The sequence below is a fragment of the Tardiphaga sp. 42S5 genome (assembly GCF_034044155.1).
Taxonomy (GTDB): domain Bacteria; phylum Pseudomonadota; class Alphaproteobacteria; order Rhizobiales; family Xanthobacteraceae; genus Tardiphaga; species Tardiphaga robiniae.
This window is the reverse complement of sequence record NZ_CP139027.1, coordinates 385,689-405,945: the sequence shown is the minus strand read 5'-3', so window position 1 is coordinate 405,945 and position 20,257 is coordinate 385,689. Positions and strand designations below refer to the sequence as shown.

16 protein-coding genes are annotated in these 20,257 nt (G+C 58.1%); 10 read left to right on the top strand and 6 right to left on the bottom strand.

Translation table 11 applies throughout. The annotated features are described in order from the left end of the window. Window positions 1-58: 58 nt before the first annotated feature. A complete protein-coding gene (locus SFY93_RS01875) occupies window positions 59-679 on the bottom strand; it encodes an HdeD family acid-resistance protein (RefSeq protein WP_320445865.1) in 621 nt (206 codons plus the stop codon). 969 nt (window positions 680-1,648) lie between these two features. Between SFY93_RS01875 and SFY93_RS01870 the strand changes: the two genes are divergently transcribed. Together SFY93_RS01870 and SFY93_RS01865 are read left to right on the top strand one after the other, a co-directional pair. Beyond that, on the top strand, window positions 1,649-3,475 hold the full coding sequence (locus SFY93_RS01870) for a metallophosphoesterase (protein WP_320445864.1): 1,827 nt from the start codon (window positions 1,649-1,651) through the stop codon (window positions 3,473-3,475). 175 nt (window positions 3,476-3,650) lie between these two features. Then, window positions 3,651-4,121, top strand: a complete 471-nt coding sequence (locus tag SFY93_RS01865) for a DUF992 domain-containing protein (protein ID WP_320445863.1) — start codon at window positions 3,651-3,653, stop codon at window positions 4,119-4,121. 503 nt (window positions 4,122-4,624) lie between these two features. Here SFY93_RS01865 and SFY93_RS01860 read toward each other — a convergent pair. Then, a complete protein-coding gene (locus SFY93_RS01860) occupies window positions 4,625-5,308 on the bottom strand; it encodes a hypothetical protein (protein WP_320445862.1) in 684 nt (227 codons plus the stop codon). 412 nt (window positions 5,309-5,720) lie between these two features. Here SFY93_RS01860 and SFY93_RS01855 point away from each other — a divergent pair, with 412 nt between their 5' ends. Next, complete coding sequence (locus SFY93_RS01855; RefSeq protein WP_320445861.1) at window positions 5,721-6,266, top strand: hypothetical protein; 546 nt, start codon at window positions 5,721-5,723, stop codon at window positions 6,264-6,266. Between the two features lie 108 nt (window positions 6,267-6,374). Then, complete coding sequence (locus SFY93_RS01850; protein WP_320445860.1) at window positions 6,375-7,814, top strand: basic amino acid/polyamine antiporter; 1,440 nt, start codon at window positions 6,375-6,377, stop codon at window positions 7,812-7,814. Window positions 7,815-7,830: 16 nt separating this feature from the next. On the opposite strand, the gene SFY93_RS01845 is transcribed toward SFY93_RS01850, so the two are convergent. From SFY93_RS01845 to SFY93_RS01830, 4 genes are all read right to left on the bottom strand, one after another. Beyond that, window positions 7,831-8,931: an AI-2E family transporter gene (locus tag SFY93_RS01845; RefSeq protein ID WP_320445859.1), complete on the bottom strand. Its 1,101-nt coding sequence runs from the start codon at window positions 8,929-8,931 to the stop codon at window positions 7,831-7,833. Between the two features lie 39 nt (window positions 8,932-8,970). Then, window positions 8,971-9,606 carry a response regulator transcription factor gene (locus SFY93_RS01840; RefSeq protein ID WP_093757590.1) on the bottom strand — a complete coding sequence of 212 codons (636 nt, stop codon included), beginning with the start codon at window positions 9,604-9,606 and terminating at the stop codon, window positions 8,971-8,973. Window positions 9,607-9,738: 132 nt separating this feature from the next. Further along, the gene (locus tag SFY93_RS01835; RefSeq protein WP_320445858.1) at window positions 9,739-10,368 is read right to left on the bottom strand and encodes a response regulator; all 630 of its coding nucleotides are present in this window, start codon (window positions 10,366-10,368) and stop codon (window positions 9,739-9,741) included. Window positions 10,369-10,488: 120 nt separating this feature from the next. Then, window positions 10,489-11,286: a sensor histidine kinase gene (locus SFY93_RS01830; protein ID WP_320445857.1), complete on the bottom strand. Its 798-nt coding sequence runs from the start codon at window positions 11,284-11,286 to the stop codon at window positions 10,489-10,491. Between the two features lie 524 nt (window positions 11,287-11,810). Between SFY93_RS01830 and SFY93_RS01825 the strand changes: the two genes are divergently transcribed. From SFY93_RS01825 to SFY93_RS01800, 6 genes are all read left to right on the top strand, one after another. Next, window positions 11,811-12,932 carry an efflux RND transporter periplasmic adaptor subunit gene (locus tag SFY93_RS01825; protein ID WP_320445856.1) on the top strand — a complete coding sequence of 374 codons (1,122 nt, stop codon included), beginning with the start codon at window positions 11,811-11,813 and terminating at the stop codon, window positions 12,930-12,932. Next, window positions 12,929-15,994, top strand: coding sequence for an efflux RND transporter permease subunit (locus tag SFY93_RS01820; protein ID WP_320445855.1), 3,066 nt, complete (start codon window positions 12,929-12,931; stop codon window positions 15,992-15,994). The genes SFY93_RS01825 and SFY93_RS01820 overlap by 4 nt, the downstream gene beginning before the upstream one ends. A gap of 363 nt (window positions 15,995-16,357) precedes the next feature. Continuing rightward, window positions 16,358-17,788, top strand: coding sequence for a basic amino acid/polyamine antiporter (locus SFY93_RS01815; protein WP_320445854.1), 1,431 nt, complete (start codon window positions 16,358-16,360; stop codon window positions 17,786-17,788). 20 nt (window positions 17,789-17,808) lie between these two features. Beyond that, window positions 17,809-19,062 carry an arginine deiminase gene (arcA, locus tag SFY93_RS01810; RefSeq protein ID WP_320445853.1) on the top strand — a complete coding sequence of 418 codons (1,254 nt, stop codon included), beginning with the start codon at window positions 17,809-17,811 and terminating at the stop codon, window positions 19,060-19,062. A 102-nt stretch (window positions 19,063-19,164) separates the two neighbouring features. Next, window positions 19,165-19,977 (top strand): outer membrane beta-barrel protein, encoded by an 813-nt coding sequence (locus SFY93_RS01805; RefSeq protein ID WP_320445852.1) that lies wholly within the window; start codon window positions 19,165-19,167, stop codon window positions 19,975-19,977. A gap of 38 nt (window positions 19,978-20,015) precedes the next feature. Further along, entirely contained in the window at window positions 20,016-20,249 is a 234-nt protein-coding gene (locus SFY93_RS01800; protein WP_320445851.1) for a hypothetical protein, read from the top strand. The last annotated feature ends 8 nt before the right edge of the window (window positions 20,250-20,257 follow it).

The window sequence follows — 20,257 nt, the reverse complement described above, 5'->3', positions numbered from 1 at the left end:
TGACTGAGAGATTTCTATGGTGCCACGTGGCCTTCGTCGTTGATGGTTCCTTCTGCCGCTATGCTGCCTTGGTTCTCAGTTGCCATGCGTAAGCGAGCCACGCCAAACCGTGAGAGATCATGTCGACGGCCAGCAGGGAGCCGAGTACCCACAGGCCTGTCCTGGGAAAACCTGTCAGAATAACCAGACCTGCCAGAACGCCGAACAGTCCTGAAGCCAGCATGATCCAGCCCCCTTTGCTCCAGCGGCTAAATCCGAGCAGCGCGCGAATGACGCCGGAAACCAGCAGCAATATACCGAGGACATAGGTGAGGATGATTGCGCTGGCGACGGGCTGTTGCACCAGAACGATGCCGAATGCGATGTAGAGAATGGCGAGGAGAATTTGCCACAGAAATCCTCCCCATCCCTTGGTCCAGAACGCATGGATCATTTCGAACACGCCAGCGGCAATGGCCGTCCAGCCGATGAACAGCGTGCTGATGACAGTGGCGAGAACGACGTCGCCGAGGATCAGGAGTCCGGCCAAAATCAGAACGATGCCAAGCAGTACGCATATCCAGAACGGCGGTGAAGACAAGCCGGTGACGCTTACCGAGGAACTATTACCATACGTCGTCATCTTGTCCTCCCGCTCCTGCGCTGCTTTTGCGCTATGATTTGAGGCCGCCCGTGTCACCGCGCATGCGCTTCACACCATCAGCGCCAAGCGCAGACGCGGCGACCATGGCGCCACCAGCACACACGGCGACGACGTCGCCACGATCGATGCGGGTGGTGAAGGACCCTGCGTGGCGGCCGGCCTGCCACAACCACCTGGGCGTTTTCGGTGAGCGGCTCCAACTTGTTGGCAAGGTCTTTCTGCAGCGGGATTGGCGCGGCCTTGGCAGTCGTCAGAAAGACGCTCGTGCCAAGGCCCGTGGCGACCGCGCTGAACAGAAGGCCCTGCAAGAGGTTTCGCCGATCCATCGCTTCCATAGAACTTCTCCTTTCAAGAATAGAAAAGGAACGTCAGGGATATAAGGAGGCACCGGAATTGCACGGCAGAGCCGATAATCGTAGCGACGCCGAATGGCGACGGCATCGCAAGATCAACGGTGAGGCGCGGACGTGCATGGGCGCGCAAATGGCGGTCGCGAATGATAGTTCACCCATGAAAGCTGTTGTGAAGCGGCGATGGGTTTCAGGCGCCAGCCCTTGAACAGTCTCCGACCAGGTCGATTGCCTAGTCGGGACATCAGGCCGTTCAGCCTGTGTTGCGATCGATTGCGAGTCCATGGGACTCCGTTCCGGCTTTTTATCAGCCTGATTTTTGATATCGCACGGGGCGAATGGATATTACCAAAGGCGCAGTCCGTCAATCAGAACGGGAAGATGCGCTCGATATGGGTATGCCTCGCTGTCTCAATTTTCAGAAGTCTTAAACCGCCTAATCAGATCTGCATGCCGCAACATGTTCGAGAAATTGAGTGATATTTTCAGTGACCTGTCTCTATTTGCCGCGCTCATCTCTCGCCATGCTTCGGTAATTACACCATGCGAGCGGTGATGTTGCATCGGGTCAAACCCTGACGCGTGCGGATGTCGTCGAAGATATGATAGCGTTACTCTCGTGACAGGATTGTGCCTGTTCACAAGAGGCGATGCCATGAAGAGAGGGGATGCGGGAGACGACGAGCCAACGAAGGAGCGGAACGCAGAAACAATCGACCCGCGCCGGGGCGATATCGAGGACGATGCCGCCAGCCCTGAACAGCGAACTCTGCTCTCGATGGCCGGGAGCCTGCTTGTTGAAGTCAGTCTGCCGAAGCTCCTGTTTGCCTGGACAGTATCGTTGTTACTGCCGGCGGTGTCGTTGGGTCTCGCGGCATTGGTTGCTTCTGCCTGGCTCTCAACTCTGTCGGACAAGGTTCTCGTATTGACGGAGATCGGCGCGCTGCTGGTGGCAATCGGGATTGTCGCGCTGGGGTGGATCGGCTGGAAGCCTCTGTTTCGGTTCGCCGAGATCAATTTCTGGTCTCTTAACGCGCTTGCCATCCAGCCGGGATATGTCTTCGGCCGTGAAGGGCTACAGCATCTGACGGAGAAGGTGCTGGGAAGACATCTGACCGTGCATGGAAGGGCGCGGCTCCGCGCGGTGAATTCGGCCGCGGCAGGAATCGTCATCTCCATCTGCGCTGTGGCGGTCGCGATGTGGGCGTGGCCAGCCTCGCGCTGGACAGGAAGCCTGGAAGATCTTGGTGTTCCCCATCGTTTGATCATTCCGACGCTGGCAAATGCCGCAGTCTTGATATGCGGTTACCTTGCCGGCGCATCGCTTGTCTGGGGCCTGGCCGATGCCCGTATGGCGCAGCCGGTGGATATTGTCGCGTTCGATGCAGCGCCGGCGCATGCCAGGATCTGGCGCGTGGCTCATTTGTCGGATCTCCATGTGGTCGGCGAACGATACGGTTTCCGCATTGAAAGCGGGCGCGCCGGGCCGCAGGGGAATGAGCGTCTTGAGCAAGTACTGGCGCGGCTGGCCGCCATTCACGCCGTTGATCCGCTCGACCATGTACTGATCAGCGGCGACATGACCGATGCCGGACGGGCGACCGAATGGGCGGAGTTTCTGGACGTCCTGTCGCACTATCCGGATCTCGTGGCGCGCACCTTCGTGCTGCCCGGAAATCACGACATCAACATCGTGGACCGGGCGAATCCGGCGCGACTGGATCTCCCGTTCAGTCCGGGCAAACGGTTGCGACAGGTCCGCACGCTTTCGGCCATCGCTGCCATTCAGGGCGATCGTGCTTTTGTTGTGAAAGACGCGAAAGGTCATACAACGACACTTAACGACGCGTTGGCGCCGTATCGCCGTCAGATGGCCGACTTCGCGGACCTCGGTGGCCTGCAGCGCGCAGCCCGGTTGCGTGGGGTCTTCGATGACTTGTATCCGATGGTGGTTCCGCCTCTGGAGGAGAATGGACTCGGCATAGCGCTGCTCAATTCCAATGCTGAAACACATTTCTCCTTCACCAATGCACTTGGCCTCGTCTCGATCGAGCAGACTCGCCGGCTGGAGGCTTTTATCGCTCAGTTCCCGAAAGCGCGCTGGATAATCGCATTGCATCATCACCTGATGGAGTATCCGATGCCAGTGACCGCGTTCGCGGAACGCATCGGAACGGCCGTGATCAACGGCAGCTGGTTTGTACGTCGGTTGGAGGCGTTTGCCGATCGGGCCGTCGTCATGCACGGACATCGCCATATCGACTGGATCGGCACCTTTGGCGCGTTGAAGGTCATTTCGGCGCCGTCACCGATCATGGCCGCTGCTGATGCGACGAGTACGCACTTCTATATTCACAGGCTTGCGGCAGGGACGGATGAGCAGCTTTGCTTGCTTGAGCCGGAGCGGATCGACGTGCTGGCGGGCGCGAGTGACCCTGCGGATGCGGCGGAGGATATGACCGCAAGGCCATCGATCGGGTAATGCGGCTACTCGCAATCGTCTGCGGAAATGTATCGACCAGAAGAACCGCGTCGAGCGGCATCGCATCGTAACTATTCGAATCGAAATCGAGTCAGCTTGCGAGTTGTGCCTGACGTGGCGATCTTGCGGCGCTGAATAGCCACTGCCATATTCTCCGCAGAAAGTGGAGGCTCCCATGATCAAGAAGGCCCTGCTTGGACTTTTCGGTGTATCCCTTTTGCTTTGCGTTTCATCGGTGCCGGCTTCCTCTGCCGCATTCAGGGCAGGAACGCTGACATGTATGAGCAACCCCCGGATTGGATTGATTATCGGTTCACGTCAGACGCTGCGATGCGTGTTCAGGGTACGAAATGCGTCACGGCAGTACATCTATGAGGGAACGGTGCGCCGTATCGGCCTGGATCTCGGGGTGACTCCGTCGAGCGCGCTGGTCTGGCGGGTCTTCGCCCGAAACTCACAGGTCGGCCGGGGTACGCTCCGTGGAAATTACGTCGGCGCGAGTGGCAGCGTGGCGTTTGGCCCGGGTCTGGGCGCGAATGTTCTGATTGGGGGATCTCGCAGGACTGTGATGCTCCAACCACTGTCGCTAGAGCGCCAGATCGGCGTGAGCCTTGCCGCGGGAATAGCGACGATGACGTTACGCTAGTGGTGGTGCCAGCTATCTTCATAGTTCCGTGGAGCCAAGCCAACGACATCACGCGATGCCGGATGGTGATCGGTCGGCGGTGGAAACCGCTAATTTAAATCCTGTCATTCAACTGATTTTTGTTGCCGGCGCAGTCGCAATTGTCGCTCGCTCGGAGGTCGCGGCATGGCGTGCAAGCGTGGTCGCCCTCTGCGGTGCAGTGTCTGTCCTTGAGTTTGCCGCGGTTGTTCGACGTTGAGCGGTGACGCTGGTGTCTTCAGGCGGTTGGTGCGGACATCGTCCCGAATTGCTTCAGAATCCAGTCTTTGACCACGTTCGACGGAATCGCGAGGGTCTGCAGTCGCGGAGAACGCAGCGCACAAGAAAATCACCCCTGAACCTGCCGCAGCAATAAAGCGCTTCATGATATCTCCTGTTGAGGATCGCTCCGAACGGAAACTCTTAAATGAGAAAGCTGCGCATCTCCATGCGGCCTAACGCAGCTGCCTGGTTTGTCAGATCTGCTAATCGTCGCTTAACCCAAGGCGCCGGCGAGCTGCTTCGATGTCCGATGTATCTTCGTCCGATGTGTCTTCGTGATCGGCAACCGGATCGCCTGGCGAAGCAGGCCGTGAAGACGCCGTTCGCGCAGGTCGACGCGTATCCGTCCGGAGCGACCAAAAAGCCATGACAAGGCCGATCACGAAGACCACAACCAGAATCAGAAAGAGTGCCGATTGCTTGATCCAGGAGATGGCGGGAACTGCCAGAGCCATCGAGAGGCCGAGAAATCCCATTTGCAGGGACATAAGGTTCAGCCCGGCGAGAAAGGTGCCGAGCGCCAGCAACATCAGAAGTACGAGACTTGTCGCAGGCGCAGGAAGGAGCTGTTGAACGCCCGCCAGCAGCATGATGTTCATCGTAACAAGAACCGCGATCCAGTGAAGCGCTTGCGTCCATACCAGTCGAACCCGGGCCTGCCTGTCATCGAGCTCGGTCCATTCGGTTACGACGCATACAACGCCAATTGCGAGGGCAAGGAACTCCCAATAGCCAATGAGCGGTTTGCCTGAAAAATTCGTATAGGCGACGCCCGCGATTGCGAGCGCGAGAATGGCAAGAAAGGGTAGCTGCCTGAGGACGATGCTTCTCGTTCTGAAGTGAAGGTCTTCAGTATGTCGACTCGGTGGCAGATCCAGTTCACTCATCGACGATCCAGTCGTAATTCTGTCCGCTGTCGCGAATTCCGAAACGGCGCGGCCTCCTTCAAAAAGCTAGCCTAAGCTTCTGCAAGGCCGCTGCGATATCGGATGATTACCTTAGTGGACTTAGGGGATTTCCCGATGAGCTCGCAGGTGCCAATTCGTTTCCCGCTTGGGTGAGGCGTCGCTGGACGCAACAAACGCGGCGCAATCGGCGTTCCCTAATCTGGATCCTGCATCTCGCCCTAGGGGAAACACCTGATTGTATTGGTGGCAGCGTCAATGATCTGCTGGGATTTCTTGGCTCGTCGGACGTTCCCTGCGACGGTCGCGCCGGCACGCTTCGTTGCTCGAAGACGATCGAGAAAGGCTTATGAGAAACGATTCGGCCGAAAGTACAGAGGTCGGGCGAATAGAAATGAAGCTTCGCAAGGTATCGCAGCTCTTCGATACGCTCGATCCGTCTCCGTTTCGCGAGACCGATCTCGCGCTACAGGCTGAGGACTACATCGTTGACCGCGCGCTGGAGTTTTCCGACCGTGTCCCAATTGAAATCGTCATCTATCTGCCGCCTGACGAACTCCGGAAAACGCATGTGTCTGATATCGCTGCCGCCGTCAGATACTACTTTGGCCTTCGAAGCCAGGCCGTCTCACGTGAACTGAGCGAGTTATTCAAGACCGGCCGGCTGTCACTCGTCGTCGGAATGGCGATCCTTTTCATTTGCCTCTTGCTCGGCTGGGTCTTCGCCCAGCGAATGACGGAGGGACCGTTTTCAAGGGTTCTGTCAGAGAGCTTTCTTATTCTGGGCTGGGTCGCGATCTGGAAGCCTTCGGAAATCTTTCTTTACGCCTGGCCACCCGTTGCAGCTCGCAGAAAACTCTTTGACCGGCTTTCCAGGGCGACTGTTCTGCTCGATGAGGACGACACCGTGTCGCCGATTGCAGAAGGTGCGAACGGATAGCCGGAACGATCTCGGAGGGACCCGGAAACGGTGCCCTCCTATTGCTGCGCCAATACCGGTCCTTCTTCATTCGACCGATCATCTTCGCGCGTCAGGTTCAATAGAAAAATGGGAACATCATCCAGTTCATCCGATCAGAAGCTCTCGCGCGGCGCGTTGATTGCGCTCGTGGTCGGCTCGATGGTCGGCTCCGGGATCTTTGCATTACCATCGGCATTCGGTCGCGCCACGGGCGGTCTCGGCGCCCTGATTGCCTGGTGCATCGCCGGCACCGGAATGCTGATGCTCGCTTTTGTCTTTCAGACGCTGTCCCGGCGTCGGCCCGATCTCGATACTGGCATTTTCGCCTATGCTGAAGCCGGGTTCGGCGACTATGCCGGCTTTGCATCTGCGGCCGGTTACTGGATCGGATGCTGCCTTGCCGATGTTGCGTGTCTTGTGCTGATCAAAGCGACACTGGGACAGTTCTTTCCGGTGTTTGGCGACGGCACCACACCCGTTGCGATCGTGGCCGCGTCGCTGCTGCTCTGGAGCGTTCACATCCTCATCCTTCGGGGTATCAAGGAAGCTGCTGCGCTCAATACGATTGCGACATTCGCGAAGATGATACCGATACTCCTGTTCATCGTCGTTGCTGCTTTTGCGTTCAAGGCCGACGTCTTCGCGCTCAATTTCTGGGGCGGTGAGGAGCCGAGCTTTGCCAGTGTGTCGAGCCAGGTTCGCAACACGATGCTCGTCACCGTATTCGTGTTCGTGGGGATCGAAGGAGCAAGCGTCTACTCGCGCTACGCAAAGGACCGCAACGATGTCGGGATCGCGACGGTTCTGGGTTTTCTTGGTGTGCTCGCTTTGCTTGTCCTGGTCACCATGCTGTCCTATGGAATTCTGCTACGCCCGGAGCTGGGCGCGCTCGCGACGCCCTCGATGGCAGGCGTATTGGAAGCGATCGTTGGATCCTGGGGCAAGATATTCATCAGCATCGGCCTGCTGATCTCCGTGCTTGGAAATTATCTGTCCTGGTCATTGCTCGCCGCCGAGGTTCTCCATTCCGCAGCCGTCAGCGGCACGATGCCGCGCTTCCTCACGCGCGAGAACGTCAACAAGGTACCCGCAGGCGCGCTGTGGCTTACCAACTGCCTTATTCAGCTGTTCCTGCTCGTCACCTATTTTGCTGAATATGCCTTCACGCTGGCATTGAAGATGACGAGTTCAATGACGCTCATTCCCTATCTGTTTGTCGCTGCATACGGACTTAAACTCGCATGGACCGGGGAAACATATCAGATAGAGCCGCGTAGCCGCGCTATCGACTGGGTGCGCGGTGCGCTTGCCACGATTTACGCGGCTGTGATGATTTACGCAGGCGGTCCCACCTTCCTGCTGCTTTCGGCGCTTCTCTATGCGCCGGTCACGATCCTGTTCGTGATCGCGCGGCGGGAGCAGAAAGCGACGGTCTTTGCATCTGCCGAAGGAATCCTGTTCGGAGCGATCCTCGTGGCAGCGGCCGCTGGCCTCTACAATCTTGCGATGGGCAATATTTCCATCTAGTCGGAGTTTCCCGCCTTTACCTAAGGTCAGGACCGTCGTTCAGGTTATCTCCCAGGCAGTCCTCCACATAGAGTCGAAGAACGGCGACGCGCCCGATCGCGAATAGGGGCATCGCAAGCGCAATTCCCAGGACGCCGAACAGAGAGCCGAGCAGGACAATGGCGACCAGCGTCCATGCGGGGGGCAGCTCCACCGCGCGCCGCTGAATGAGCGGGCCGATCACATAGCCCTCGATGGATTGAATAACGGTGTAGATCCCGATGGCCCAGATCACCATCGAGGGACCAAGCGGCATTGCGACCAATCCCACGGGGATACTGGCCAATATCGGGCCGAGATAAGGCACGAAGTTCGACAGACCGGCCTGCAGGCCGAGCAGAAAGGCGCTTGGAAGCCCGAGCAAATAAAGCGCCAGCCACACGCAGGCGGTCATCAGGACGATCCGGATCAGTTGTCCCATGAGCCATGAGCGCAGCACGGCGCCCATTTCATCCAGAACAGAGCGCATGCGCTCACGCGAGGAGGGTTTGACCAGCAATACGACGCCGTCGCGATAGGCCTGCGGATCGAGCGAAAAGAGAAGGCCGAGAAATATGATGACGAGCGTATTGGCAAGAAAGCTCGAGGCGGTCCCGACGGCCGATTGCGCGTGGCCAAAGAGCTTGTCGTGATCGGGAAACCAGCGGGAGAAGTCGCGCCCTCCGTCCGGGCCGAACAGATCCACGCCAAAAGCCAGCAGGCGTTGTTGCAGGATATCCAGTTGGGCGTCCATGACGCGCATCAGGATCCGGGCCTGCTCGGGGATTTTTCCAATCCCCCATATTGTGCCCAGCACGATCACTGCTGTCAGGATGACGATCACGATGGTTAGCCGCCACGCGCGCCCGATCGGAATGTATCGACCAAGCGACCGAGCGCAGGCATCGAGAAGTGATGCAAGCAGGATCGCCGCAAATATGATGAGAAGGCTGGACGATGCGCGCCAGGCGAGGAAGATGCCGCTGGCAACACCCAGAATAACGAGTGCTCCCCCGAGGGTCAGCCGCCGGCTGGCGTTAGCGCTTTCCGTCGGAAGATCCCGACTTCGAACGTCCTTGGCTAGGATGGCTTGATCCACTCTCGGCTCAGGCATGGTCCCCCACATTTCCTATGGCAGCTAGGGTCCAATCAGTTTCATGCGAATTGCATACCGGACCAATTCGGCAGTGGAGGAAACTCCAAGCTTGCGCATGGCGGATGCGCGGTGGGCTTCGACAGTTTTCACGCTGAGATTCAGTACCGTGCCGACGGACTTGTTGGTGTGTCCTTCGGCGATCAGCTGAACGACGTTTTGCTCGCGTAACGACAGCAGGACTTTCGATTTGTCCTTCTTGCTGGCCAGGTAGTCGTGAAGCAATTTTTCCACGACCACACCGGTGAAGTAAGGCCGGTGATTGAGTAATGCGTCGATCGCTGCAATGAGATGATGTCGCGCATCTGACTTTAACAAGAAGCCTCGTACCCCTGCCAGGAGGGATTCGGTGAGGATTTCATTGCTTTCATGCATTGTCAGGATGAGCACCTCCGTCCGGGGGTAATGCAACTTGATCTGACGGCTCACCTCCAGACCATTCAGGACGGGCATGGAATAGTCGACAATTGCTATATCGGGCTTCAACTCCCTGATCATGGCGACCGCAGCCCTGCCATCGCTCGCTTCTCCGCTCACGGCCCAGTCTGCACGGCTTTCGACGATCGCGCGCAATCCGGATCGCACGACTTCATGATCGTCTGCAATCAAGATCTGCTTCACAGTGCCGTTCCCATTCGTTGGAACCACTGGCCATATCCCAATTGACGAAAGCAGCTCGCTAGAACGACCGCCTCGAAATGATATGCGTCACGGCTGCCAAATCCGTGAAGGCCGTCGACCATGTTTGCGCAATCACGCTTCTACTAGATTGTTTCGTACGGCGTACCGAACCAGACCTGCAGTCGATTTTACGTTAAGCTTGCGCATCGCCGCAGCTCGGTGGGTCTCGGTCGTCTTGATACTCAAACTCAAGGTCTCGCTTACACGCTTGTTGCTGTAACCCTCGGCAACCAGTTTAACGATTGTCTTCTCGCGCGGCGATAGCGATCGGCTTGTGCCAATATTTCCGTCAGCCGATCCGACCATTGTGCCGCAAGTCTCGCCGGCATGAAACGATCTGTGATGCATTAGTGATTCAACGGCCGCCAGGAGCATTTTGTTGGCATCGGATTTTCGCAGGAATGCGCGAACGCCAACTTGAGATGCTTGTAGCTCGAGCGCGATCGAGTCGTGCATCGTGAATATAAGCACCTCTGTTGGAAGTTTGTACTCCTTCATCCGCCTCGCAACTTCGAGGCCGGTCATGAATGGCATCGAGTAATCAACGATAGCGACATCCGGCTGCTTCTCGATGGCGCAAGCGACTGCCTCTTTGCCATCGCGGGCCTCTGCAACAACCTCCCATCCTGGACGTCGTTCCAGAACTGCACGGATTCCGGCTCGCACCGCGTCATGATCATCGGCTATCATAATCTGCTTCATGGTCCTCAGTACTCCGATGTCATTTCCTTACAGGCGAAAAATACTTTCATCGAGAAGATCCAGCCCTTGGAGTTCATTGCCCTCGCTGAGCGTCAAATTGCTGCATCCGTTAGCTGACCTTTAGCCATGCGACGGTCGGATCTTCGCCGATCCTCGGGCGCTCTGGTGGATATCCACTGGCTTGTTTCCTTTGCGCGAGATGGCTCGTGGAATAGTCGCGTACACTGTGGTCCCGCTGCATGCCGCTGTGGATGACGAGTGGATCTCAAATATGCCTCCCATCTGATCCAGTCTCGCTCTCATGGCCGGAATTCCAACACCAAGCGGCACTGCTTTATGGCGATCTCTTGCCTGAGAAATCGGCATTCCGCAGCCGTTATCGCTAATCCGCAGCGTGACGTTGGTGTCTGTGGCCTTGATCGAGATATTCACCTGCGTCGCTTTCGCGTGCCTGAAGACGTTCGCGAGCGCTTCCTGGACAACTCTCAGCAATGAGCGCTGCGTTTCGTTAGGCAATGCATCGACCGCAGCATCGATCTTGAGACGCGTTTCCAGCGATGTTCGCGATGAAAGCCCCACCACAAACTCCTCGATCGCCGACTTCAATCCGCCGTCGAGCAAATTCTGGGGATGCAGGAGGTAGGTGAAAGCCCTGATTTCCCTAAGGGCCTCACCGATCGACGCGTCGATCTCATCACAAATGTTTATGGCGCTGCCGATGCCAGCGACGGCGCACCTCATTCGCATCATATTCAAACTCGCGGCCAGCAGATGCTGGCAAGTCGAATCGTGGAGGTCCGATGCAATCCGCTGCTGCATATCCTCTTGCAGCGCCAAAAGCTGGATACCAAGGCTTGATTTTCCAAGTTTTGATTTTGTTCGCACACTAGCAGTGCCGTCGAAAGTGTCGTGAGCCACGACCTTTGCCCGAACGTGAATTCGACACGAGTCGTCTACGTGAGCCTTGTGGGCCATCATGTAGTCCGATGCATCTTGGATCGAGTGGCGAGTAACCACTAAGGTTAAATGCCATCGTTCTCTTGCGCGAAGTTATCCTTACTAAATACCCTTGATTGAATCGGCGTCAAGTAAGATGTCGCCGATCGTCCGATGTGCGACTGACTATACTCAGTCTGAAAACACACGAAGTAACGATAGAAGTAATTTCAGTTAATTGCCGCGTTTGCTTTGCACAAGGAACCTTATCGTCTTCAACAGGGCGCATGAATCCCGCTACGGCTTGAGAGCGTCCAGCAGCGCGTCAGAGAATCGTTGGTACGATCAGTAGTTTCCCCGATACCGGGTAGATATCCGCAACTCCAGAATATTTCGAGTCATAGAAGAATTGGCGGGCAAGCGATCACGCAGGCAGAAGCCAGCTACCTGCTTTTGCAAGATGGTCGCGAATCTGGTGTGCAATTTTGCTCAGCGAGGGTTTCTTCATGCCTGCGTATGCGCGTCATGCCTACCTATGTCGAGTTACACGATATCGGACGATTATAATTATTCTAACAATTGTGCCGGCGTTTCTGCTGACGGCGTGCGGCAGAGAGTCTGATGAAGCCGCTCCTGTCGTGCGGCCCGTGCGTACGGTCACTGTTGCGAAGAGCATTGCGGGCGCGCCGCTTTCATTCACCGGCCGTATCGAAGCGGAAGACGAGGTGGCGCTGGCATTTCGCATCTCGGGCCGACTGATCGAAAACAACGGGAAAACCGGAGATCGGGTTCAGCCCGGTCAGGTCATCGCGCGGCTTGAATCCCAGAATGAGTTGAACACGTTGCGCCAGGCCCAGGCGGCAGTCGCGGCCGCGCAGGGGCAGCTGACCCAGGCACGCAACCATTTCGATCGTCAGCAGACGCTGCTTGCACAGGGCTGGACCACCCGCGTCAACTACGACCAGGCAACGCAGGCGCAACAAACCGCTCAATCGCAGGTCGATGCCGCCGAGGCGCAGCTCAAGACGGCGCATGATCTGGTGAGCTTTACCGAGCTGAAAGTGGACGCACCGGGCGTCATAACCGCTGTCGGACCTGGCGCCGGAGAAGTTGTCCAGGCCGGGCAAATGATTCTCAGGCTGGCGCGTCAGGATGGCCGCGACGCAGTCTTTGACGTACCTGCTCAATTTTTTCGATCGGCACCGAGCGATCCGCAAATAACCGTCAGCCTGACGGACGATCCCGCGGTGACGGCTCACGGTCGTGTCCGTGAGGTCGGCGCCCAGGCCGATCCCGTCACGCGCACCTTTGAAATCAAGGTTGGCCTGACGGATCCGCCGGCGGCCATGCGGCTTGGCGCGACCGTCGTGGGGCGCATGGAAATGGATGCCGCCCCCATGATCGAGATCCCGGCATCGGCATTGACGAGGGCCAATCAACAGCCCGCAGTCTGGATTGTCGATCCCGCGAGTCGCACGGTTTCGATCCGAAACGTGGACGTCTTGCGCTTCGAGCAGGCGCAGGTCGTGGTGTCTCAGGGACTCGACACGGGGGAGGTCGTCGTGACCGCGGGTGTGCAGGCGCTGCACCCCGGCCAGAAAATACGTCTTCTTGGGTCAGAGCAATGACCGGCTTCAACCTCTCCGAATGGGCACTTAAGCACCGTTCCCTGGTGGTTTATGTCATGATTGTTGCCGTTATCTTCGGTGTCCTGTCCTACTTCCGCCTCGGTCGCAGCGAGGACCCGTCATTCATCATCAAGACGATGATCGTTCAGGCGGCATGGCCCGGAGCAACGGTTGAGGAGACCATCAAACAGGTCACCGAGCGCCTCGAGCGCAAGCTGCAGGAAACACCGCATCTGGACTTCCTGCGCAGTTTCACGCGGGCAGGCGTCACCACAATCTTCGTCAACCTGCAGGGGAACGCGAACGCCAAACAAGTCTCCGACACCTGGTATCAGGTCCGCAAGAACATTGGCGACATCCGCCATACGCTGCCGGCGGGGGTGGTCGGACCCGGGTTTAACGATGATTTCGGCGATACGTTCGGAATTATCTATGGCTTCACGAGCGACGGTTTCACGCACCGCGCGCTTCGCGACTATGTGGAAGACGTCCGCTCGAAGCTTCTTCTAGTCCCCGACGTATCGAAGATCGAGTTGCTGGGAGCTCAGGACGAGCGGATCTTTGTTGAATTCTCGATGAAGGAACTGGCAAGCCTTGGCATCGACCGCACGGCACTGCTGTCCGCTCTCCAGACGCAAAATATCATAAGGCCAGCTGGCACGATTCAAACGGGCGACGAGACACTATCGCTTCGGGTGTCCGGTGCATTTCAGTCCGAGCAGGATGTTGCTGACATCAACTTCGTTGCTGGCGGGCGCATGATCCGCCTGAGTGACATCGCCCGGATTACGCGCGGCTATTCCGATCCGCCGCAGCCCTTGTTTCGCGTTAATGGCGAACCAGCCATCGGCCTGGCCATCTCGATGCGTGACGGCGGAGACATTCTCGCGCTCGGCAAGAGTCTCAAGCGGGCGATGGCTGCGATCACGGCGGATCTTCCGATTGGCATCGAACCGAAGCTCATCGCCGACCAAGCTGTCACGGTCGAGAGCGCCATCTCCGAATTCATGATGTCACTGCTGCAGGCAATTGCCATCATTCTCGTGGTGAGTTTTATCAGCCTCGGCGTGCGCCCGGGCCTGATCATTGCGCTGTCCATACCGCTGACACTCGCCATCGTGTTCCCGATCATGAAGCTTGCCGGAATCGACATGCAGCGCATATCGCTCGGCGCGCTCATTATCGCGCTCGCGCTCCTCGTCGATGATGCGATGACCACCACGGATGCCACCCTGAACCGGCTGGCTGAAGGCGACGACAAGGTTCAGGCTGCCAGCTTTGCCTTTCGCACCTACGCGTTCGCCATGCTGGCGGGAACACTGGTGACCATCGCGGGCTTCGTGCCTGTCGGCTTTGCCGCGAGTTCTGCGGGAGAATACACGTTCTCCCTCTTTGCCGTTGTCAGTATTGCGCTGATCGTCTCCTGGTTCGTTGCCGTGATCTTCGCTCCGCTGATGGGCGTTGTCATCCTCAAGCCGCCGAAGGAGCGCAAGACGGATGCCCCCGGCAGAGTTTTCAGGTGGTATCGCGGCTTTCTGATATTCGCCATGCGGGCGAGATGGCTGACCATCGCGCTCTCGCTGGTGCTTTTCTTCGGCTCGTTTCTTCTTCTCCCGTTCATCCCCCGGCAATTCTTCCCGTCGTCCGATCGTCCGGAATTGCTCGTCGATATCAGTCTGCCGCAAAACGCATCCATTTATGCCAGCCAGACAGCGGCACAGAGATTCGATGCTGCCCTGCAGGGTGATCCGGATGTTGCGCGCTGGAGCACCTATGTGGGCCGCGGTGCTATCCGGTTCTATCTTCCGCTCAATGTTCAGCTGCCAAATGATTTCTTTACCCAGTCAGTGGTCGTCGCAAAGGATGTCGCAGCGCGTGAACGCATCCGCGCAAAGCTGGAGACGCTTCTGGCGAATGATTTCCCCAATGCGATTACACGGGTCTCGCCTCTTGAGCTTGGGCCGCCGGTCGGCTGGCCCGTCCAATATCGCGTCAGTGGTCCTGACGCAGGCATGGTGCGCGAAATTGCGTTCAAGCTTGCTCAGGTCATCGCCGCCAATCCCCAGGCGAATGGTGTCAATTTCGACTGGATCGAGCCTGCAAGGCAGGTGCGTATTCGGGTCAATCAGGACAAGGCGCGTTTGCTGGGGCTGAGTTCTCAAGCCCTGGCAGGCGTGCTGAATACGGTCATCTCAGGCACCACGGTCACCCAGGTTCGCGATGATATCTATTTGATCGATATCGTTGCGCGCGCGGTCGATGACCAGCGCGTCTCGTTGCCCAACTTGCGCAATTTGCAAGTTCCGCTGCCAGGCGGGCAGACGGTTTCGCTCAGCCAGTTTGCAACCTTCGAATACGAGCAGGAATATCCCCTGATCTGGCGGCGCGACCGTGTCCCGACCCTGACGGTGCAGACGGATATCACTGCCGGTGCAATACCGGAATCCGTTGTCAATTCGCTGACGCCGGCCATTGCCGCGTTGTCGAAGACCATTCCAGCATCCTACAGGATCGTTGTTGGCGGAACGGTCGAAGAAAGTCAGAAATCGCAGGCATCGGTCATCGCCGTTGTGCCGGTGATGCTGCTGATCATGTTTACGGTCCTCATGATTCAGCTCCAGAGCTTTCAGCGGCTGTTTCTCGTCCTGAGCGTGGCGCCCCTTGGGCTCATCGGCGTGGTCGCCGCGCTTCTGCTGTCGGGCCGTCCGCTCGGGTTTGTCGCGATTCTGGGCATTCTCGCGCTGCTCGGCATGATTACAAAAAATGCGGTGATCCTGATCGGTCAGATCGACGCCGAACGCGATGAAGGGAAAAGCGTGTGGGACGCCGCGCTGGATGCCTCAAGCTCTCGTTTTCGCCCGATCATGCTGACGGCCGTATCGACCGTGCTCGGCATGATACCGATCGCCCCAACGGTGTTCTGGGGACCGATGGCTTTTGCGATCATGGGTGGGCTGTTGGTTGCGACGGTTCTCACTCTAATCTTTCTGCCCACATTGTATGTGGCATGGTTCGGCGGAAGAGAGAGGGCGCCGGAGCCGCTCCGATCGGCGCAAGCATAGTCAGATCGTATCTGTTTCACGCCGGACGCATCGGCACTTAGGGTAACTCCCCGTCTTCAACCTAGGGCATCACCCGATATCGTGGTGCATCCCGAATGTGCTCTTCTTTCCAGTAGTTGATGTTGGAAGGGGACGTCCGGTGCAGGACCTGATGTTGTTTACATCTGCCCGCGCCTTGCGCGCACCGGCGTGGCTCCTGCGCCAGCCCTATGAGGCTGCGCAACACAATCGGTGCGCGCGTCTTTCGCGGCCGAACTTTTCTCAAACCCGTCGATGCGTCTTGCAGGCTCCGGTCGCAGGTGGTCGCCTACATGTCCCATTTGCTGCAGGCCGACCGCTTCTGCACATGGGAGTGCTTTGGCCATGAGCAGTGCAGGTGACCAGAAATTGCCGCTTTGGACGCTCACGGCCATGGTGGTCGGCGGGATGGTCGGCGCTGGTGTGTTTTCGATACCGCGTAATTTTGCTCAGGCCACGGGCATCTATGGAGCGCTGATCGCGTGGGCCGTCGCCGGTGCCGGCATGCTGATGCTGGGATTTGTGTTTCAGACCCTGGCCAACCGCAAGCCGGATCTCGATGCGGGCGTCTACGCCTATGCGCGGGAGGGGTTCGGGCCCTATGTCGGCTTCTTCTCCGCCTTTGGCTACTGGGCCAGCGCCTGCGTCGGCAACGTCTCCTACTGGATTCTGATCAAGTCGACGCTCGGCGCGCTGTTCCCCGCGCTCGGTCAGGGTAACACGGTCACCGCCGTCGCAATATCATCGGTAGGCATCTGGGCGTTCCATTTCCTTGTGCTGCGCGGCGTCAAGGAGGCGGCAGCGATCAACAAGATCGTGACGATCGCTAAAGTCATTCCACTGCTGTTGTTCGTCGTCCTGGCGATCTTCTTCCTCAAGCCCGATGTGTTCGTCGGCAACCTCTGGGGCGGCGCAAGCGGGGACTACGGAAATCTTTTCGCGCAGATCAAGGCGACGATGCTGGTCACGGTCTTCGTGTTTCTTGGCATCGAAGGCGCCAGCAACTACTCCCGCTACGCACAGCGGCGCGAGGACGTCGGTATTGCGACCGTGACGGGATTTCTGGCCGTGTTGGCCTTGTTCGCGTCCGTGTCCATTCTTGCATATGGCATCCTCCCCCGCGAAGAACTGGCGCAACTGCGTCAACCCTCGGTTGGTGGCGTACTCGAAGCGGCCGTTGGTCATTGGGGTGCCGTTTTCATCGGCATCGGGGTGATTGTCTCGGTGCTCGGCGCCTATCTTGCCTGGACTCTGATGGCCGCCGAAGTCCTGTCGGTTGCGGCCAAGCGGCAGGACATGCCGGCTTTCCTGGCCCGCGAAAACGCAAACCAGGTTCCGTCAATGGCACTGCTGATGAGCAGTTTGCTCGTTCAGATCGTGCTCCTCGCCACGTTGTTTTCCGACGATGCCTTCACCTTCGCTCTGTCGCTGTGCAGTCACCTGTCGCTTATTCCGTACTTTCTCTCTGCGGCATTCGCGCTGATGCTGGTCTACCGCAAGGAGACTTACGAGACTGATCCGAGCGATCTTCGCAAGGACACGATCATCGCTGTTCTGGCGACAGCCTATACGATCTTCCTGCTGTTCGCCGGCGGTATGAAATTTCTGCTGCTCGGCTTCATCATCTACGCGCCCGGCACAATCCTGTATTTCATCACGCGGAGGGAGCTCAACAAGCAGCTCTTCACTCCCGCAGAATGGGTTCTGTTCGGCGTCGCCGTCGTCGGATGCGTTGTCGGCATCCACGGCCTCGCCACCGGCTACATCAGCATCTAGGAAATCGATGGGAGTTCATGATGGCCAGTGCAAAAAAAGTCCCGTTTGGTGTGCACTCCGAAGTCGGCCAGCTGCGCAAGGTCCTGGTCTGTGCCCCGGGCCTTGCCCATACACGCTTGACCCCGTCCAACTGCGACCAGTTGCTGTTTGACGATGTGCTCTGGGTCGATAATGCGAAGCGCGACCACTTCGATTTCGTCACCAAAATGCGGGACCGCGGCGTCGATGTCGTCGAGATGCATAACCTGCTCGCCGAGACCCTCGCAGTTCCGGAGGGCAAGGCCTGGATCCTCGATAATCAGGTGGTGCCGAACCAGGTCGGCCTTGGCTTCATCGACGAGCTCAAAAGCTACTTGTCCGGGCTGGATAACCGAAAGCTCGCGGAAACGCTGATCGGTGGCCTGTCGACTCATGACTTTCCCGAGGCCCATGGCGGCGCTGCACTCAGGATGGTGAAGGAGGCCGCGGGGGCGACTGAATACCTTCTCCCGCCGCTGCCGAACACACTCTACACGCGCGACACGACCTGCTGGATCTATGGCGGCGTCACCCTCAACGCGCTGTACTGGCCTGCGCGGCATGAGGAAACGATCCTCACCACAGCGATCTACAAGTTTCATCCCGATTTTGCCGGCAACGTCAATGTCTGGTGGGGCGACCCGACGGAGGACCATGGCCTGGCCACGCTGGAGGGGGGCGATGTGATGCCCATCGGCAAGGGGGTGGTGCTGATCGGCATGAGCGAACGCACCTCCCGTCAGGCCATCAGCCAACTTGCCGCGACCTTGTTCAAAAAGAAGGCCGCGGAGCGCGTGATCGTTGCGGCCATGCCGAAGATCCGTGCGGCCATGCATCTCGATACTGTTTTTACATTCGCCGACCGCGACTGCGTGTTGCTCGCGCCGGATTTCATGAGCCAGACCCGCACCTATTCCTATCGTCCGAGCGATCATCCGAGCGGCGTCGAACTGCATGCGGAGAAGAAGTCATTTGTCGGCGTCGTCGAGGAAGCACTGGGCCTCAAGAAGCTGCGCGTGGTCGAAGCCGGTGGCAGTGACTATCAGCGGGAGCGGACTCAATGGGACAGCGGTGCAAATCTCGTTTGCGCATCGCCGGGTGTCGTCTATGCTTACGATCGCAACACCTACACCAATACGCTGCTTCGCAAGGAAGGCATCGAGGTGATTACGATCGTCGGCGCGGAACTCGGTCGCGGCCGTGGTGGCGGTCACTGTATGACCTGTCCGATCATCCGCGATGCCGTGGATTACTGACGCAATCGGCCATTCTCCGCTCGGGGGAGCGAGATCGTGGGACTGTCATCATCGAAGCCGGAGCCATCGACCGACGGAGAGTAATTGTCTGGGGAGTGTGCAATGCGTGGATCCGGAATTGTCCTGGCAGCAACGAGCTTCCTTTATGCCAGCGGGGCAATCGCTGCCGACATAGATCTGACCGAGCTCAGAAAGGTCGAATACACGTCGATGAACCCGACATGGAGCGTTGTTGGATCCCTGTCGCCCACCTACACGGCCAATGCCCTGTTTTCGCGCGATGACCGGCGCGGGGATTTCTACTATGAGCCTGATGTCAGCCTGCGGCTGGACGGCAAACTTGCGCCGGACCTGACCTACCGTATTTTTGCACGTGCTCAGTTTGAGGCATTTTCCAGAGAGCATGACGGCAATGCCGCCATCGCGCGTCTGGGCGCGCGGCTGACGAAGAATCTGTATGGCTGGAGGATAAGCGCAACCTACGAAAACAGATATGACTACGATGGCGTCTTTCGCGATCTCGCCTTCACCTCCCACGATGTCACCGGTGCCATCGCGCGCGATTTCAGCTTCGACAATGTCACGCTCTCGCCGCTCCTCCAGCTCACTTATCGTTTCTCCGATCTCGCCGAGGCCAGGCGCTGGCGTGCCGATGCGCTGCTTGGCATCGAGGTCGAGCTGAATTCGAAATGGTCGATCGTCAGCACGCCTTTCATCGAAGCGTTCTGGTTTACAGACGGCTTGAACCGCGACCGGCAGGACCAGATCTATTCGGCGTCTCTCGGCCTGAAATACAACATCGCCAGCAACGTATCGCTCACCACGAACGTCATCTACGAGGCACGAAACTCAAACGTGGCGCTGCGTCACTATAGAGACTGGCTGATCGGCCCACGGCTCGATTTCGCGTTTTAGCGATCAGGACACAAGAGGGGATCATGCGGAATTCGATTGTGGCGGCAGGTACCGCTATTCTCTTCATCTGTACGGCGTTCGCCGCCAGTGCGGAGCCACGCGACTCCGTCGAGCGCGGCGACCGGATGGACCGGGATGCTTTGCGGGACGATGTGCGCATCGATCGTCTGAAGATTCCGCAGCACCCGATCGTCGTTGAGGAGCCGCAGCAACCCGTTTACAACACGAAGAGCAAGCAGAAATCAAAGCGGAGCTCGGACAGCAGTCGTTAGGGTGGCTT